This is a genomic window from Lentibacillus sp. (genome assembly GCF_035301675.1).
Classification (GTDB): Bacteria; Bacillota; Bacilli; order Bacillales; family Amphibacillaceae; genus Lentibacillus.
This window is the reverse complement of sequence record NZ_DATGTT010000006.1, coordinates 1-17,439: the sequence shown is the minus strand read 5'-3', so window position 1 is coordinate 17,439 and position 17,439 is coordinate 1. Positions and strand designations below refer to the sequence as shown.

Below are 17,439 nucleotides of genomic sequence, written 5' to 3'. Positions count from 1 at the left end.
TTAATATTTTAGCCAGCAACAGAGCAAAAGTCAACCGTGAAAATAGATTTTTTTAAATGTATGAACGAAATATGGATTGCACGGTAATATGGTTTGAGGCGAGGTGAGCTGAAATTGGATGGATGTTCAATTGCTGATACAGCTAATTTAATGGAACAAAGCCAATTTAAATGTCAAATAAATTCCATAAACGATAAAGCATAACAGGCTGCTAAGTGCTATAATAAACAGAGGCATGATTAGTTTATCCCGACTTAATGGGAGCAAGATCTCTATTTAACTTTATTAAACTATACAGCTGGTGTTAATATGAAACAGATAAAAAAGTTATTGTTAATTATAGCCGGTTCAATCTCATTGGGCCTGGGCGTGTTGGGGGTAATTCTGCCGCTTTTACCGACAACACCTTTCTTATTGCTCGCAGCCGCGTGTTATGTCAGAAGTTCAGAACGTTTATATTACTGGCTGATTACGAATAAATATTTTGGGTCATATATCCAAAATTACCGGGATGGCAAGGGGATCCCATTAAGAGCGAAAGTGATCGGCGTTTCGGTATTATGGCTGGCCATGAGCTATACGATTCTTTTTATCATACCGCTGCTGTCGATAAAACTATTGCTGGCCGGCATTGGCGCCTATTTCACATGGTTCATTCTCAAACAAAAAACACTGCAAAACGAGCACTAGATATAGTGGGGTAAGATATATGCATTTGCAAAAAAAACATGTTATCAGTATAGTCCTGTTATTCATCTTAATGATCGGGGCTTTTAGCTGGTTCTATGCTCCGGGAGAGACAAAGTCAGAAGGACAGATTAAAAATTCAACCGTATTTGTACACGGCTATAAAGGAACAAAAAACTCGTTTGGAAATATGCTGAAACGTTTTGAAGATAAATATGGCTGGGGCCAACGGACATTAGTTTACAGAGTTTCGCCGGCGGGTAATCTGGATGTGAACGTGTATGGGAAGGAAAACGTAACTGATTCGATATTTGTACACGTTATTTTTGAAAACAATCGGTCCAGCATTCAGAATACCTCGGCATGGCTCGCAAAACTGCTGGCACATATGAAGGAAACATTCCAGTTCAATACAGTGAATCTTGTAGGGCATTCAATGGGTGGTCTTGTCACGATGGATTATATTGAGACATATCAGAATGAACGGGTATACCCCAAGGTCAATAAATTGGTCGTTATCGGAGCCCCGTTTGATGGGATTTATAATGAAGAGTACTTTCGTATTCATCACGACCCTGCTGCAGAAAATCTGAAACCCGATTCAGACGCACTAAAAAAGCTTTATGTGAATAAAGATGTTATACCGGAACAATTAAAAGTGCTGAGTATTGGCAGCACGGGTGATTCCGTCGTAGTACCACAAAGTGTCAGGGCAATACAAAATATTGTCCGCAACAATCAGTTAACATATGAAATGATTCATGATAATACATTGGGCCATAGTGAGTTGCATGAAGATGCCCGAGTTGATAAAATGGTTTATTCCTTTTTAAACTCGGGAGAATGAACTGGCAGATTGAATAACAAAGGATTGATGTTTGTGATAAAAGATCACCATACGTACGAGCAATTGAAACAAATAACATCACCTGGGAATGTGATGGCGGATGAATGTTTGTATAATCATACGTATACACGTCTTGGCGGAAAGGCTGATTTTTTTGTAACACCTGAAACATATGAAGAGGTACAAGAAATTGTAAAACTTTCCATAAAAGAAAATATCCCGTTCACGCTGCTTGGGAACGGGTCCAACCTTATAGTCAAAGACGGCGGGATCCGAGGTATTGTTTTAAACTTGGGGCGTTTGGCGAAAATAGAAGTGGAGGGCATGAAACTTGTGGCCCAAAGCGGTGCCAGAATCATTACCGCCTCACAAAAAGCTTTGTCCTACTCATTAACAGGACTTGAATTTGCATGCGGCATACCCGGATCAGTCGGCGGGGCACTGTTCATGAATGCCGGTGCGTATGGCGGTGAAATTAAAGATGTTCTGGAAAGTGCGATCGTTGTGGATGCAACAGGTAATCTGCTTCATTTATCAGCAGACGATCTTGATTTGGAATACCGCTCAAGTAACATACCTGATAAAGGATACATTGTATTGGAAGCAAGGTTCTCAATGGAAGAGGGAGAATATAGCGACATTAAAGCGGTGATGGACGATTTGACATTCAAACGTGAATCCAAACAGCCGCTTGAATATCCATCATGCGGAAGTGTGTTTAAACGCCCGCCGGGTTACTTTGCAGGCAAACTTATTCAGGATAGTGAACTGCAGGGAAAACAGATTGGCGGGGCACAAGTATCATTAAAACATGCCGGCTTTATTATTAACCTGGATAGCGCATCAGCAACAGAGTATATCAGTTTAATCCGGTTCGTACAGGATACTGTGAAAGCTAAATTCGGCGTAAATCTAGAACGCGAAGTAAAAATTATTGGGGAAGACTCAGTTGGATAAATGTTATCAAGCTGAGCAGAAATCGATAGCACAAGCTGATACGCAGTGATAATAAGCTGACCGCTCTTCATGAGCAGGTCAGCTTTTTTTTTACGCTTATGATCTGAAACGGTGCAGGAAGCTTTGCAGCCTGTCGTTTGTGGAATTTTCCAATACATCTGCCGGCGGTCCCTGTTCAGCTATTACACCATTATCAAGAAAAAGGACGCGATCAGCAATATCACGGGCAAATTCCATTTCGTGAGTAACCAGAACCATTGCCATTTCACCTTCATTGGCAATGTCCCGGATAACCTCCAGCACTTCACCGACCAATTCAGGATCAAGTGCTGATGTTACCTCGTCAAACAGCATAACTTTTGGACGCATTACCAGAGCACGGGCCATTGCAACACGCTGCTTTTGCCCTCCCGATAGCTGGTTCGGATGATTATCAAGTTTATCACCAAGTCCAACTTTTTCCAGCATTTCAATGGATCGCTGTTTTGCTTCTTTTTTATCCATTTTCTGAACATGTATCGGCGCTGACATACAGTTATCAAGAATGGTCATGTGCGGGAACAGGTTAAAGTGCTGAAAAACCATTCCGATATCCCCGCGTACCTGTCTTAAATGTTTTTCGTTGGCAGGCACCAGCTCGCCATTTTTCTCCATATGCCATAAGTTCCTGCCATCAACAATGATATCACCGGACGTCGGCTCATCCAGTGTCATCAGCATGCGGATGATGGTTGTTTTCCCGGAACCGCTTGGTCCGATGACAGCGACTTTTTCAGCAGGTTGAATATCCAGGTTAATGCCTGTTAATACTTCTGTATCGCCAAACGATTTATGCACATCCTGATATTGTACAATCGATTCTGCCATTACGATGCAGCTCCTTCCTTTTCTTCTTTAAGTGGTTTACCGCCGGTCGGTTCTTTTTTATCAAAGCGACGGTTCATTTTACGTTCCAATTTGTTGATTAGTATAGCGGATGGATAACTTAACACAAGGAACAGCAAGGCGACTATTGTCAAGGGCTCCAAATATCTGAAGTTTGCAGAGCCGTAAGAGTTTGCCAGGTTCAATATCCCCGCAACCCCAATCGTTGATGCCAATGGAATTTCCTTGAACATAATGATCAAATAGTTTCCAAGCATCGGTATGGTTGGCGGAATAGCTTGCGGTAATATGATTTTGGTCCATTTTTGTCCAGTCGAGAAATTAAGTGCGCGGGCTGCTTCCCATTGACCTTTATCGACCGCTTCAATTCCGGAGCGGTACACTTCACCTATATACGTGCTAAAGTGAACCCCCAGACCGAGAATAGCACTTGTAAATGGATCCAGGGCAAATCCGACAACAGGTACCATTGGCCATGCGTAGAAAATGAAAAATAGCTGAACCAGGGGTGGTGTGGACCTAATGAATTCCATGATCCATCTGAACAACCATTTGAGAGGTTTGTTACGGATTGCACCCAAGGCCGTCCAGACAAAACCAAATATAAGCGCGAATAAGTAGGTTGCAACAGTCAGTCCTAATGTGATTCCTAGTCCTTCTAATACAACCGGGAAGGCTTCAAAGAATGTATTCCATTGCCAGTTGCCGCCATTCATTAGCTAGCCACTCCTTTCTTCGATGCTGTTTCCATCTTTCTGGTCAGCCAAATTAATGGCAGTGCCATAATGAAATAGAATACAAGCACTAAGAAATAGACAGTCGGTGCCTGTGAAAGATTACTGCTCCGTAAAATATCACCATAGTATAATATATCGGACATACCAATCAGTGAGACAAGGGATGTCGCCTTGAGCATTTGAATAAGGTAGTTGCCGAATTCCGGAAGCATCATGCGGACAGCCTGCGGAAAAATAACAAGGCGCATGCGCTGGAAACTCGACATATTAAGAGCAGTCGCAGCTTCTGTCTGACCCTTCGCAACAGACAATATTGAACCACGTACAATCTCTGACATGTATGCACCATAGTTTAGAGCAATCGCAAGGACACCTGCGAGGTAATCACTTCCCAAGTCTATGCCAAATAAGATCGGCAGGGCATAAAAAAGCCAGAATAGTTGGACGATCAATGACGTTCCGCGGAACACTTCAACATAAAAGCTTGTTAAATATTTAATGATTGGGTTCTTGGATAAGCGGCAGAAGCCGGCAATAAATGCCATTAAATAACCGAGAATGATAGAACCAATCAAAACTTTAATTGTAATACCTATACCTTGCATAAGGATTGGAAATATCTCAGCAAGAGCGTTAATAATAATCACTCCTCTTAGAAGGATTGTACTTTACAAAATAATAGGGTCAGACCCCCTGGGTGAGGGAGCCGGACCCTATGGAGTCATTGCAGAAATATTATATGTTTTTCAAACCGTGTTTAATATTTTTCACCACTGCAGATTTCCTCAGTTGTTATATCTTCCGGAGGTGCGTTGTTCTCTGGGTGGAAACCATTCTTTTCTAATATGTCAGCAACTGTGCCGTCATCAATTAATTTTTGCAGTTCTTTGTTATACGCTTCACGTAGCTTGTCGTTATCCGGGTGAAAAGCAGCAGCGCCATAGCTTGGAACGCCTTCAATATCCGGCTGTTCAAAGTCTTCCACAAATTCAAGTTTGTCAGTATCTGCTGATTTCAATGCCATTTTCACAGTCATTTCTGTTCCTGTTGTTGCATCAGCACGGCCGGACTCAACAGCTGAGAAAGTTGCAGGAATATCTGAAACCTTTTGTATCTTACCTTCCTCCACACCTTCTTTTTTCACATAATCGATTTCGGTTGCACCGGACATGATGGCAACTGAAGCACCCGTTTCAGCTATATCTTTATAACTATGAAGATCCATCGGGTTACCAGCCGGGACAACAAGACCTTCCCCATACGTCATTTCCGGTTCGCCAAAGTCCGCATTTTCACAGCGGCCTGGGTTAATCGCCATACCTGATGTAATAACATCAAATTTACCTGCGTTTAAACCAGGAATCAATTGGTCGTAATTGAGTATTTGACCTTCAACATTGTCCACACCAAGTTCCGCAAATACCGCTGCCGTAATATCCGGTGATGCACCTTTTAGTTCGCCGTCTTCCTTATAGCCATACGGCTTTTCATCCGCATAGCCAATCTGAACGGTTCCTGAATCTTTAATTTTTTCAAGCGCTGAACCTCCGCTTGATTCACCTTCACCTCCGCTATCTCCGCTGTCACTGCCGCTTGCATCATCTGATCCGCCGCAGGCCGCAAGCACCAGTATGAAAATGCCGAAGATTGAAGCTAATAATAGTTTTTTCATCTCCTAAATGACCTCCCATAATTTTTTAAGTATCGGGGAAATGCCGTGTATTATGACGGTAAGCCCGTTTACCTATGATTCTCTTTATAAATTTGTCTACCTTAAGTGGAGATAAGGCGTTAAGTATTCGTGTTCAATATCCCAGTATAACTTGCAATACGTACTACTTTTTTACTAGAAATTGAACAATCGGAAAATAGGGAAAGTTCTTGGAAAAAAGTCATACTATAATAGTATAAGGAGTGCGCAATCTGTTCAAACGCTATATTTTTTGATAATTTTAAATATATCCCCAAATTTCACCAATAGCATCTATGAATCTAATGTATACTATAATATGCTTTAAAATAGATTGTATTACTTTTATATGCTCGTAATTGGTCATTATGACAGAAAATTCAGTCTCGATTTGACCAGCAAATGGACATGCTAGTAGTTGTAATAATATATGAGCTAATGGCAGGAAATATGTCATGTGTATTTTGTTTTTAGGATAAGCAGGAAGTCCCTTTCCAAATTTGGGGGATATTCACTAATAAAGAAAAGGACCGCGCCAATTAGCGCGGTCTCGTTGTATCCAGAGGATTTAAATTAGCTTCAATTTCTTCACGCTGGTCTTCAAAGAATGGCGGCAGTGCCAGTGATTCGCCCAGATGGCCTTCATCTTCATCAGTTGCAAATCCGGGTCCGTCTGTTGCCAGTTCAAACAAGATGCCATTTGGTTCCCTGAAGTAGAGTGATTTGAAATAGAAGCGGTCAACCAATCCGGAATTGGGAATGCGTTCAGCAACAATCCGATCCTTCCATTTTGCCAATTCATCTTCATTCTCGACCCGAAAGGCCACGTGATGAACGCTTCCCCGGCCGGGCCGTTCTTTTGGCAGTTCATCGCGGATTTCCAGATGTACTTCTGCACCTGTGCCACCCTCCCCGGTTGAAAAAACGCGAATGTCGTCTTGCCCATTGACAGGTGATGGGTAACTGCCGGTTTCCTGAAACGTTAATATTTCAGTTAGCACATTGGTTGTAGAAACGGGATTCTGTACTGTCAGCTTTACCGGCCCAAGACCAATGATGCCTTTATCAGCAGGGACACTGCTGTATTCCCATACCTTTCCGCCTTCAACGCCTGAGTTTGTTTCATCTGAAATAAGTGTTAACCGCTGGTTTTCGGGGTCACGAAAATTGATGATTTTTCGGCCGTCCTGTTCTGCAACCCCATCATGGTCAACACCGTTTTCAGTCAGATGTTTTTCCCAGTATGCCAGTGCGTCGTCGTTGGGCACACGGAGGGATGTACCGGTGATACTGTTGTTGCCCTGGTACGTTGTTCCTGCACTCGGAATTTCAAAAAATGTTAAATCGGTTCCGGGATTGCCGATCTCATCTGCATAAAATAAATGGTATACAGATGGGTCGTCCTGGTTGATTGTTTTTTTCACCAATCGCATACCTAAAACCTCTGTATAGAATTGATAGTTATTGGCTGCATTTGCTGTAATGGCGGATACATGGTGAATACCTTTCAGTTCCATAGAAAAACTCCTTCATTTAAGCGTATTTATACTGAATTAAAATTACTTAAATTCAGTATAAATACAGTATAAGTCGGTTTTAACTGCTTGTACAGGATAATGCCTCATTGATCGGAGTCCTCATGCTTCGGGCGCAGCCCTTGCTTCAATTGATCGATGCTCAATCCAAAATTCATTTGCAGGTGCGGATAGTCTTTGAAATTACTCCAGTCACCGCCCCACTCAAATCCAATTTCTTTAGCCATGTCGGCAACTTCGAACCAGTCTGACTCCCCATTGTTATTGCCGTCATAACTTGTGTTCCAAATAATTTTGCCGTTATAATTGCGCAAAGCATAATCAACTGCAAGCCCGTAGTTGTGATAGGATTCGCCGCCCTGAGCATAGGTTACAATGTTTCCGTCTTTTGAGCGGCCTTGTTCATATAATGCGTCCTGTGCCTCATGGCTCCGTACGGTTTCGGTAATGACGACATCGATATTTTTTTCAGAAGCTCGTTTAACTAGTTTTTCCGTTTTCCTGGTGACAACCGGATCAAGGCTTTCCGGAAGCGATGCCTCACCCCCCTGATCATCATAACGGTCTGTTTTTAATTGGTTATATAAAAAGAATAATGTTATTAAAAATAAAATAATGATAAACCATGCTGTGATGTCTTTGCGGTAGCGTTTCAAAATCTCCGTTCTCCTTGCAAATAGATTTCGTTATAATTATAACATCCAGGGTTACTGTTCAGTTATCAAAAGATATCTATAATTGAAAAGAACCGGCAAAAAGGGGCATGGCTTCCGGAGATAATTGTCTTGAACAATCCTATGACTGAATATAAGATAAACTAGAGGGGGAGGGGTTTTATGGTTTCCGTGCTGATTGTCAGTCTGGTTGGTTATCTGTTTGGATGCATTCATGGCTCACAGATTGTCGGCAAATATAAAAAAACCGATATTAAGAATACAGGGGTGAAAAACTCTGGGGCTTCCAATACAGCAATTTTATTGGGCTGGAGGTCTGGTATTCTCGTTGCGCTTATTGATATTTTAAAAGCGACATTATCAATCTTACTTGTGTTATATTTGTTGGAAAGTCAAGGTATTGACGGACCTGCACAAACATTATTGGTATACATCAATGCGTTATTTATTATAGTGGGGCATAATTATCCGATCACCATGAAATTCAGCGGCGGTAAAGGGACGGCATCATTAGTCGGTGTCCTGTTAGCCATTGACTGGAAGATAGCTCTTATAGGAATTGCGATTTTGCTTTTATTTACACTGGCAACCGACTATCTTGTCGTCGGCGTTCTTTTCATGTATTTCTCATTTCTGGTGACAACTTACCTGTTCTTTGGAATCGAGCCAACGATGGTTGTTGTGTTATTATCGGTTATGAGCATAATGAAACATATGGAGAATTATAAACGTATGATTAATAAGGAAGAAACAAGAGTATCAAGTATGTTTCGAAAAGAGCCATAGAAGTGGAGGACAGCAATGGTGGACATCATCGTTTGGATTATAATCGCTGTATTATTTATCGCAAGCTTTGCAGGTGTCATTTTTCCGATTATTCCATCTCCGTTAGTGCTTTGGGTTGGGTTTTTGCTTTATCATTTTGTGATCGATGCTGATGAGTTGACCTGGTTCTTCTGGACGGCAATGGTTGTATTGACCGGTATACTGATTGTTTCGGACGTCGTTGCCAACAGTTATTTTGTCAAAAAGTACGGCGGCAGCAAATGGGGCGAGCGCGGCGCCGCTATCGCTGTTATTATCGGGTCATTTATTATACCGCCATTTGGCATCCTGATCATTCCGTTTGTGACGGTGTTTCTGATTGAAATGATGCAGGAGAAAACGACCCAGGAGGCGGTCCATGCGTCTATCGGATCATTAATCGGATTTCTTGGAGGGGCGGCAGCAAAAGTCGTCATCCAATTGGCGATGATTGCATGGTTCTTCATCGTTATTATATTTTAACAGAAGAAAGGATTTTGCAGTATGAATTTACCATCACGCGCTATTACAATTGCCGGATCTGCAGCTGGGGGGAGTGCCGGCATCCAGGCGGATCTGAAGACATTTCAGGAATTGGACGTATATGGGATGAGTGTGGTAACAGCGATTGTTGCCCGACATCCTGAAACAGATAAAAATGTGCATCTGCAGACAATTGAAGCGATTGAAGCACAATATGCTACAGCAATAAAGCAGGTGGGCATTGATGCACTTAAAACAGGTATGCTGTTTTCCAAAGAAATCATAGAAAAAGCAGCAGAGCTGATTGCTGATTCAGAAAAGAAAACAGTGGTTGTTGATCCGGTCATGGTCGGCAAGCTTGATTCGAAACTGCTTGCGGATGACGCCATCGATGTTTTGAAGGAAAAGCTAGTGCCGTTGGCTGATGTTATAACACCGAACGTGCCTGAAGCATCGTATCTTTTGGATGGACGTGAAGTGAAGACGGTAGAAGGTATGAAGCAGGCTGCAGTTGATTTGTATGAGCTCGGACCCCAATATGTTTTGGTAAAAGGCGGCAGGTTGAAAGGCGAGGCGATTGACGTGCTGTATGATGGCGAGACATTGACTGCATTTGAGGCACCCCGGATCGATACGGAAAATACGAGCGGTGCAGGGTGTTCATATTCGGCAGCGATTACATCCTATATGACCAAAGGATATTCGATGCCGGAAGCGGTTCGTCTATCGAAAGGCTTTGTCACAACAGCGATTGAATATGGCTTTACCTATACTGATATGGTTGGCCCGACATATCATGCAGCTGAGCGTATGAAAGGCGAAGCGCATAAGATTAAAGTGGAAAGGTTTTGATTGGATCTTATCAGTTTAATACGAGAGGGGCAGTGTCAACTGGTGTAAGAGCATATTCAACTTGTGCAGGAAGAATGCCAAATGATATGGCAAAAATTTGAAAGAGGAGTGGGATGAATGGAAAAGCAAGCACTGATTAATGTGGATTATACGGTTGATTTTGTAGCAGATGAAGGGAAGCTGACATGTGGTAAACCGGGACAGGCCATTGAGGAAAATATCGTATCGATCACGAGGGATTTTATCGCTGCAGGTGATTTTACAGTTTTTGCGATTGATGCACATGAAGCAGGGGATACATTTCACCCGGAAACCGAACTTTTTCCGCCGCATAATATCGTTGGAACGGAAGGCCAGGAACTGTATGGTTCCTTATCGTCGGTTTATACGGAAAATAAGGATAAGAGCCATGTCTATTATTTTGACAAAACACGCTACAGTGCTTTTGCCGGAACAGATTTGGAGATCAAACTGCGTGAGCGGGGGATTGATGAAATCCATCTTGTTGGTGTCTGTACTGACATTTGCGTTCTGCATACCGCTGTTGATGCCTACAACAAAGGGTTCAACATTGTGATTCACAAAGATGCAGTGGCCAGCTTCAATGCGGCAGGGCACGACTGGGCGCTAGGCCATTTTAAAGATACACTCGGAGCAAAAGTAGTATAATTGCTGAGGAAAAGCCAGGCCGAACTCGGCCCTGGCTTTTCCGGCAGAAGTTTTCCGTTTCCGGCAGAAGTTTTCCATCGTTCTATGTACCAATACGCAAGTGGAGGATAAGTGATGACTGGTTTATTTAAAATGGACACCTTTGAGAGCTATAATGTCAGAAAGGCAGGTATGGATGATATTCATGAAGTCATCCGTATGTTGCGCGATGCGGCAAAATGGCTGATTGACAAGGGCATTCATCAATGGGATTTTTATCTGACAGATGAGGCAGCATTAGAGGTAAGAGAAGCGATTAAGGCTGGGACGACCTATCTGGTAAAGAACAAAGATGACGGTCCTGTTGCGACGTTTAACCTTTCACAGAGCCAAAATGGACTTGACACCCGTCTATGGGGCAATCGGGATGACGAGTCTCTTTATTTGCACAGGCTTGCCATAGATAAAAATTACCGTCATAAGCACATTGGTAAAAGGCTGTTGAGATGGATCCAGGAAAATAGTCAAACGGGAAACAATGTACTCCGCCTGGATTGTGTAGCGGACAATCCAGGGTTAAATCAATTTTATGTGAATGCAGGGTTCGCCTTTTCCGGTTATGCTGAGGCGATGGGCATTCAGTTTTCCATGTATGAAAAGCCATTGAATGTTTAATCCTTGAAATTGTCTGCTTTGTAAAATATTGACGAATACAGAACGCCATCTGTGGCATAAAAACGCTTGGAGAAATTGCTTGTAATTTGAGCATCTTCAATGAGGAATGTGTAATAATTCATGGCTTCCTCAGCCTTGTCATCTTGAAACATTAAGAAAGATGTTACTTTTTCCATTATAATTCTTCTCCTTCCATGAATCCGTTTTACAATTTTGCTGAATTATTCTTTATTCCAGAGAAATAATCAGGCTAATTTTAATATAATTTGTTCTGAAACTTAAAGTAAGGGTTTAATCCGGTTGTGGCACTTGTTTATCCCCTGGAAAAGGCAAATGAAGCAATTCCGGTGTCATCTCATCTGCTTTTGGCAGTTTGCGCAGTTTTGGATGAAGGATCCAGACTATTGAAACGAACGCCAAACCTAACCCCGACGCAGCAAAAATTAAGGTGCTGCCGGTAATAGCTGCTAAATACCCGCCCGCAAGCGACCCGATTGGCATGGCAACGACTGTCATACTCCTTTGGACGGAGCTGATTCGTCCGAGCATGTTGTTGGGGATCACTGTTTGCATGACTGCGCTGAAAATAACGTTTGTTCCGCCGATTGGTACCCAGGCAATTCCGTACAATACGATGCCTGCGTATGTCCACGGAAGAATTGCTGCCAGTACCCAGCAGACGGATCCGATTAAAAATGCTGCAATGGAAAAATGGCCAAGACGGAATTTTCCCATCCAATTGGCAAATAAAGCTCCGATTAGCCCGCCTGTTGACATGGCAGCCAGGTAAAAGCCATAAATTTGCGGTCCGCCATGGTCTTCACCAAAAGCCGGAAGAATCGCTAAAGCTGCACCGATTGCAAAGTTAGCCATAACCGAACCAATCAGAAAGGTAGCCATAAGTGATGTGAATACGATAGAGAAGCCTTCCTTCAATTCAGCAAAATAATTTTTCATGACCATTTTGAGTCCTTTTCTCTGGACTTGTGGCTTTTCCTCAAGCTGTGGCACTTTTAACAGGCTAAAAAGTATTGCTGCCACAGCAAAGGTCATCGAATCAGCAAGATAAAGCGTAATCGCGCCCATGAAAGCAACCAGAATACCTGATACGGCGTTGAAGACCAGATCGATTCCCTGATAGGCAAACGAAAAGTACGAATTCCCTTTTATCAGTTGTTCTTTAGTCAAAATGGCGGGTAAGGCTTTTGTCTGTGACGGATAGGCAAATTGCTCAATAAAGGCCACGACAGGCATGACAAACAGCACAATCTGAACAGTCAAAACATCAAAGTAATAGGAGGCGGGAATAATTAAAATCAGAACGGACTGCAATACTTGTGTCGTAACCAGCGTTCTCCTAATCGGCCAGCGATCCACAAATGGTCCGGTAATAAACTGCAGTGCAGATGGCAGCAGCGTTAAAAAGCCTGCCAAACCGGAATAAAATGCGCTTCCTCCCAAATTATAGACGAGCCACATGGCCGCCACATAATAAATACTGTCGCCGATATTTGTAACAATTCTCCCCAGAAACAGGAATAAAAAGTTATTGTTGTTCCAGATCCCCATCATAATGCTCCTCTTCTCCGGTCTTATTTGCCTTTCAAAAGTCTAACGCTATTTTATCGAATAATCCAGCCTGGTGAATCAGGCGGCAGTTGTTATTTTCGTCGGTCTCCGGGCGGATTTTACGGCTTGGGCTTGACTTTAATTGGTCATCGTTTTATATTAAAACATACAATAGACGAAACGCTGATGAGGATAAGTATAGTTTGCGCGGCCTTGACAGAGAGGAAATGGCTGGTGGGAATTTCCAAGGCACAAACTGGAACCTGCCTCTGAGTTCGCCGTCGAAAAGTTTTTTCGGAAGACGTGCGCGGTTTTACACCGTTATGATATCAAGTGTGCAGTCGTCTGGATGTCTGCAAACAAGGGTGGTACCACCAGACCTCGGTCCCTTTTGAAGGACCGGGGGTTTTTTAATAGGCTGAAAACTGCAAGCGATATTCTTCCAGTGCCTGGCAATATCATGCTGCAGCCGATTCTAAATATATTTTAGAGGAGTGACTTAATTGAGTAAAAACAAGCAATTTGTTGAGAAAATTACCGCGATGGAAGATGACTTCGCCCAGTGGTATACAGACGTTGTCAAACAGGCGGAATTGGTTGATTATGGAACCGTCCGCGGAACGATGATCATTAAGCCATACGGTTTTGCCATCTGGGAAAATATCCGTGATGAACTAGACAAGAAGTTTAAGGAAACGGGCCATTCGAATGTTTACTTCCCATTGTTTATTCCGGAAAACATGCTGCAAAAAGAAAAAGACCATATTGAAGGGTTTGCGCCAGAAGTTGCCTGGGTAACCCACGGCGGGGAGGAAGAACTTGCGGAGCGGATTTGCGTTCGGCCGACATCTGAAGTATTGTTCGGTGAATACTATTCAAAAAACATCCATTCTTATCGCGATCTGCCGAAGCTGTATAACCAGTGGAGCAATGTTGTCCGCTGGGAAAAAACAACCCGGCCGTTCCTGCGCTCGCTTGAATTTTTGTGGCAGGAAGGACATACAGCCCATGCGACACGAGAAGATGCTGAAGCGGAAACGAACCGTATGCTGGAAATTTATGCAGATGTCTGTGAAAATTATCTGGCTGTACCGGTCCTCCGTGGGAAAAAGACCGAAAGCGAGAAATTTGCCGGGGCAAATTATACTCTAACGATTGAAAGCCTGATGCACGATGGTAAAGCATTGCAATCCGGCACATCACATTATTTTGGGACAGGCTTTGCCGAAGCATTTGACATACTCTTTCTTGACGAAAATGGTGAGCAAAAACCGGTCCATCAGACATCATGGGGCATGTCCACCCGGATTATGGGGGCGCTGATTATGGTGCATGGCGACAACCGCGGTCTGGTGATTCCGCCGCGCATAGCGCCGACACAGGCGATGATTGTACCGGTTGCCCAGCATAAAGAGGGTGTTCTGGATAAAGCTTATGACCTTCGTGATCGGCTGCAAAACCTGGTCCGCATTGATATCGACGGCAGTGATAAGAAGCCCGGCTGGAAATTCAATGAGTATGAAATGAAGGGAATTCCTGTGCGGATTGAGATGGGGCCGAAAGATATTGAAAATGAACAGGTGGTGCTTGTCCGCCGTGATACTGGCGATAAAGAGTTTGTGCCATTGGGCGAATTAGAGGAGCGGCTGCCGGCTCTGCTTCAAGAAGTGCAGCAGAACCTTTACAAACAAGCGCAGAATCATCTAGAGGAAACCACCACAACAGCTGTTGACATGGGCGAGATTAAGAGTGCACTGGATGAGTCGCCGGGATTCATCAAGGCCATGTGGTGCGGCGATGCTGATTGTGAAGAAAAAATTAAGGAAGAAACATCTGCCACTTCCCGCTGTATTCCATTTGAGCAGGAGAAGGTTGCTGATTCCTGTGTGTGCTGCGGCAGAGAGGCGACAGAAATGGTTTACTGGGCAAGAGCATATTAAGGTAAAAAAATCGGGCGCTGCTTGCAGCCGCCCGATTTTTTGTTCCAAGTGAAAAAAAGCTGTCCCGCCATTTTGAGGGATAATCTATTCAATTCGCAGCGCCTTTTCTATATCCTTTTCGATATTTTCAGGTTTTGTCTGTGGTGCGTAGCGGTTGATGACGTTTCCATTTCGATCAATCAGAAATTTGGTGAAGTTCCATTTTATCTGTCTCGTTACGACACCTTTTGCTTGTTCGGTGAGGTATACAAACAAAGGGTGTGCGTTCTCACCTTTAACATCAATCTTGCTGAACATAGGGAATGTGACACCGTAATTTCTTCGGCAAAAAGTAGCTATTTCGCCATCTGAACCTGGATCTTGACTGTTAAACTGGTTACACGGGAATCCAAGTACTGCCAACCCCTTATCTTTATATGTATCATAAAGCTTTTCCAGGCCATCAAATTGTGGCGTAAACCCGCATTCACTGGCGGTGTTGACAATTAACAGCACATCCCCCTCATAGTCTTTTAGCGATTTTTCTTCTCCATCTATTGTCTTTGCGGAGAAATCATAAATACTAATTGAAATCGCCCCCTTTTTGTAAAGAATAACAACGGCAACCAATTATTGTCAAAAAATTAAATCAACAGTATTTGGTCTTGTTATACAGTGTATAAAGCGGGGTTTATCGCAGAAAAATGGATGAAACTCACATGTGAAAACAGGACCGAATCATGTTAATCCCAAAAAAAGAACCGGCGAATACTGGTCGCCGATTCTTTTCTGCATATTATTAAGCTTCCTGTTTTGCCCGGTTTTCTTTCTCGATAACAGCAAGTTTATGGTCGATTTCTTCCTGAGATAAGTTGTGTTCCCGGACATACAGGTTGTCTCGGTTTACCCGGCATTCGTGGGTACAGCCGCGCATATATTTATGCTCGTTTTCTTCCGAGCAGATGATTTGTTTGTTACATGACGGGTTAGCACAGTTGATATAGCGTTCACATGGTTCCCTGTCAAAATAGTCCTTTCCGACGACTACATGCTCGTTCTGGTTGATCGGAACCGAGATGCGCTGATCGAAGACGTAACATCTGCCATCCCAGAGTTCACCTTGCACTTTCGGATCTTTACCGTAAGTGACAATGCCGCCGTCAAGCTGATTAACATCTTCAATGCCTTCATCCATCAGCCAGCCGGAGAATTTTTCGCAGCGGATGCCGCCGGTGCAATAGGTCAGCACCTTTTTATCCTTCAGCTGATCTTTATTTTCGCGGATCCAGTCAGGCAATTCACGGAATGCCTCAATTTCCGGACGGATCGCACCACGAAAGTGTCCGAGGTCATATTCATAATCATTCCGGGCATCCAGAATAATCGTCTCCTCATCCTGCATCGCCTCATAAAACTCTTTGGGTGAGAGGAACTTTGCTGTTTTTTCCATCGGGCTAACATCTTCGTCCTCATTCAGCTTCAGGCTGACAATCTCCGGACGGTGCCGCACGTGCATTTTCTTAAAAGCGTGTCCATCGTGCTCATCAATTTTGAAGGTCATGTCAGCAAAGCGCGGATCCTGATTCATGGTCTCCATATATTTTTCAGTCTGTTCAACTGTACCGGAAACTGTTCCGTTCAGTCCTTCTTCGGCCACGAGAATCCGCCCTTTGAGTCCAAGGTCCTGACAAAAAGCCAGATGCTCTTCCGAAAAAGTCACCGGGTCGTCAATCGGGACGAAATTATAATAAAGCAACACCCGATACTCCTGTTTATTTTCCATTTCTATACCACCTACCATTTATATTTGCAAGATACAAATGCAGTGGATAACTAATTATAATCTTGCAGAAAAATATTTTATCATGTTTACACCTTTTTTGCCAGGGCTGGTATTGCTTAGGGGAAATATAAATTAATTTATTCATCAAAACCACTTGCGTTTTGTTTTATAAAGTAGTAAAGTAGCAATAAGCAAATGAAATTGAAATTAGTAATACTTTACGATCTCTTTAACAAGTGGTGTAAAAGTATTTATGGTTCAATTACTTTGCACATATTTGTATAAGGAGGTCGTTAATTATGATGACTGGTACAGTAAAATGGTTCAACGCTGAAAAAGGCTTTGGTTTCATTGAGCGCGAAGAGGGAGACGATGTATTCGTTCACTTCTCAGCAATCAATGCTGAAGGTTTCAAAACGCTTGAAGATGGTCAGAACGTTGAATTCGAAATCGTTGAAGGCAACCGCGGGCCACAGGCGGCTAACGTTACAGCTGTTTAATCGATTATGATATAAAAAGGTTTATCTCATTTGTGAGGTAAACCTTTTTTTGTTTGAGGAGGGGTTGCATGCCAAAAAAATTTGACTGGCATCAGGAAGCAGAACTGCAGTGGGATAACCGGGCGGAATTCTGGAGTGAACGGAGCATGGAAATGTGGGACTCCGGCAGCAGAAAAGATATTGTACCGTTTATC

General features: G+C 43.1%; 19 protein-coding genes, 1 pseudogene and 1 other annotated feature. Of the genes and pseudogenes, 10 read left to right on the top strand and 10 right to left on the bottom strand.

Annotation, left to right across the window (positions count from 1 at the left end; translation table 11 throughout):
* Positions 1-309: 309 nt before the first annotated feature.
* Genes VK097_RS00815 through murB form a run of 3 tightly spaced genes read left to right on the top strand, consistent with a single transcriptional unit; the run spans position 310 to position 2,491 of the window.
* Positions 310-690: a YbaN family protein gene (locus VK097_RS00815; RefSeq protein WP_324209891.1), complete on the top strand. Its 381-nt coding sequence runs from the start codon at positions 310-312 to the stop codon at positions 688-690.
* Between the two features lie 19 nt (positions 691-709).
* Positions 710-1,534, top strand: coding sequence for an alpha/beta hydrolase (locus tag VK097_RS00810; RefSeq protein ID WP_324209890.1), 825 nt, complete (start codon positions 710-712; stop codon positions 1,532-1,534).
* Positions 1,535-1,561: 27 nt separating this feature from the next.
* Positions 1,562-2,491, top strand: a complete 930-nt coding sequence (murB, locus tag VK097_RS00805) for a UDP-N-acetylmuramate dehydrogenase (protein WP_414672141.1) — start codon at positions 1,562-1,564, stop codon at positions 2,489-2,491.
* A gap of 96 nt (positions 2,492-2,587) precedes the next feature.
* On the opposite strand, the gene ehuA is transcribed toward murB, so the two are convergent.
* The 6 genes from ehuA to VK097_RS00775 form a co-directional block, all read right to left on the bottom strand.
* The gene (gene ehuA / locus VK097_RS00800; protein WP_324209888.1) at positions 2,588-3,358 is read right to left on the bottom strand and encodes an ectoine/hydroxyectoine ABC transporter ATP-binding protein EhuA; all 771 of its coding nucleotides are present in this window, start codon (positions 3,356-3,358) and stop codon (positions 2,588-2,590) included.
* Positions 3,358-4,092, bottom strand: a complete 735-nt coding sequence (gene ehuD, locus VK097_RS00795) for an ectoine/hydroxyectoine ABC transporter permease subunit EhuD (protein WP_324209887.1) — start codon at positions 4,090-4,092, stop codon at positions 3,358-3,360. Before ehuD ends, ehuA begins: the two co-directional genes overlap by 1 nt.
* Positions 4,092-4,751, bottom strand: a complete 660-nt coding sequence (gene ehuC / locus VK097_RS00790; RefSeq protein ID WP_324209974.1) for an ectoine/hydroxyectoine ABC transporter permease subunit EhuC — start codon at positions 4,749-4,751, stop codon at positions 4,092-4,094. Before ehuC ends, ehuD begins: the two co-directional genes overlap by 1 nt.
* Positions 4,752-4,870: 119 nt before the next feature.
* Positions 4,871-5,785: an ectoine/hydroxyectoine ABC transporter substrate-binding protein EhuB gene (ehuB, locus tag VK097_RS00785; RefSeq protein ID WP_324209886.1), complete on the bottom strand. Its 915-nt coding sequence runs from the start codon at positions 5,783-5,785 to the stop codon at positions 4,871-4,873.
* Positions 5,786-6,342: 557 nt separating this feature from the next.
* Positions 6,343-7,320, bottom strand: coding sequence for a ring-cleaving dioxygenase (locus tag VK097_RS00780; RefSeq protein ID WP_324209885.1), 978 nt, complete (start codon positions 7,318-7,320; stop codon positions 6,343-6,345).
* Between the two features lie 104 nt (positions 7,321-7,424).
* Positions 7,425-7,994 (bottom strand): M15 family metallopeptidase, encoded by a 570-nt coding sequence (locus VK097_RS00775; RefSeq protein WP_324209884.1) that lies wholly within the window; start codon positions 7,992-7,994, stop codon positions 7,425-7,427.
* A gap of 180 nt (positions 7,995-8,174) precedes the next feature.
* Between VK097_RS00775 and VK097_RS00770 the strand changes: the two genes are divergently transcribed.
* From VK097_RS00770 to VK097_RS00750, 5 genes are all read left to right on the top strand, one after another.
* Entirely contained in the window at positions 8,175-8,798 is a 624-nt protein-coding gene (locus VK097_RS00770) for a glycerol-3-phosphate acyltransferase (protein WP_324209883.1), read from the top strand.
* 15 nt (positions 8,799-8,813) lie between these two features.
* Positions 8,814-9,299, top strand: coding sequence for a DUF456 domain-containing protein (locus tag VK097_RS00765; RefSeq protein ID WP_324209882.1), 486 nt, complete (start codon positions 8,814-8,816; stop codon positions 9,297-9,299).
* 21 nt (positions 9,300-9,320) lie between these two features.
* Positions 9,321-10,151, top strand: a complete 831-nt coding sequence (thiD, locus tag VK097_RS00760; protein WP_324209881.1) for a bifunctional hydroxymethylpyrimidine kinase/phosphomethylpyrimidine kinase — start codon at positions 9,321-9,323, stop codon at positions 10,149-10,151.
* Between the two features lie 117 nt (positions 10,152-10,268).
* Positions 10,269-10,820 carry a cysteine hydrolase family protein gene (locus tag VK097_RS00755; RefSeq protein ID WP_324209880.1) on the top strand — a complete coding sequence of 184 codons (552 nt, stop codon included), beginning with the start codon at positions 10,269-10,271 and terminating at the stop codon, positions 10,818-10,820.
* A 114-nt stretch (positions 10,821-10,934) separates the two neighbouring features.
* Entirely contained in the window at positions 10,935-11,474 is a 540-nt protein-coding gene (locus tag VK097_RS00750) for a GNAT family N-acetyltransferase (RefSeq protein WP_324209879.1), read from the top strand.
* Positions 11,475-11,551: 77 nt separating this feature from the next.
* Here the strand turns inward: VK097_RS00750 and VK097_RS00745 are convergent.
* Together VK097_RS00745 and VK097_RS00740 are read right to left on the bottom strand one after the other, a co-directional pair.
* Positions 11,552-11,650, bottom strand: a pseudogene (locus VK097_RS00745) (VOC family protein); the annotation flags it as partial.
* A gap of 115 nt (positions 11,651-11,765) precedes the next feature.
* Positions 11,766-13,043: an MFS transporter gene (locus tag VK097_RS00740; protein ID WP_324209973.1), complete on the bottom strand. Its 1,278-nt coding sequence runs from the start codon at positions 13,041-13,043 to the stop codon at positions 11,766-11,768.
* A gap of 174 nt (positions 13,044-13,217) precedes the next feature.
* Positions 13,218-13,436: a binding site (T-box leader), on the top strand.
* A gap of 149 nt (positions 13,437-13,585) precedes the next feature.
* On the opposite strand from VK097_RS00740, the gene proS reads away from it, so the two are divergent.
* Positions 13,586-14,983: a proline--tRNA ligase gene (proS, locus tag VK097_RS00735; protein ID WP_324209972.1), complete on the top strand. Its 1,398-nt coding sequence runs from the start codon at positions 13,586-13,588 to the stop codon at positions 14,981-14,983.
* A gap of 84 nt (positions 14,984-15,067) precedes the next feature.
* On the opposite strand, the gene VK097_RS00730 is transcribed toward proS, so the two are convergent.
* On the bottom strand, positions 15,068-15,550 hold the full coding sequence (locus tag VK097_RS00730; RefSeq protein WP_324209971.1) for a glutathione peroxidase: 483 nt from the start codon (positions 15,548-15,550) through the stop codon (positions 15,068-15,070).
* 211 nt (positions 15,551-15,761) lie between these two features.
* The gene (gene trhO / locus VK097_RS00725) at positions 15,762-16,745 is read right to left on the bottom strand and encodes an oxygen-dependent tRNA uridine(34) hydroxylase TrhO (RefSeq protein WP_324209878.1); all 984 of its coding nucleotides are present in this window, start codon (positions 16,743-16,745) and stop codon (positions 15,762-15,764) included.
* A gap of 299 nt (positions 16,746-17,044) precedes the next feature.
* Between trhO and VK097_RS00720 the strand changes: the two genes are divergently transcribed.
* Positions 17,045-17,245, top strand: a complete 201-nt coding sequence (locus tag VK097_RS00720) for a cold shock domain-containing protein (RefSeq protein ID WP_010529359.1) — start codon at positions 17,045-17,047, stop codon at positions 17,243-17,245.
* The last annotated feature ends 194 nt before the right edge of the window (positions 17,246-17,439 follow it).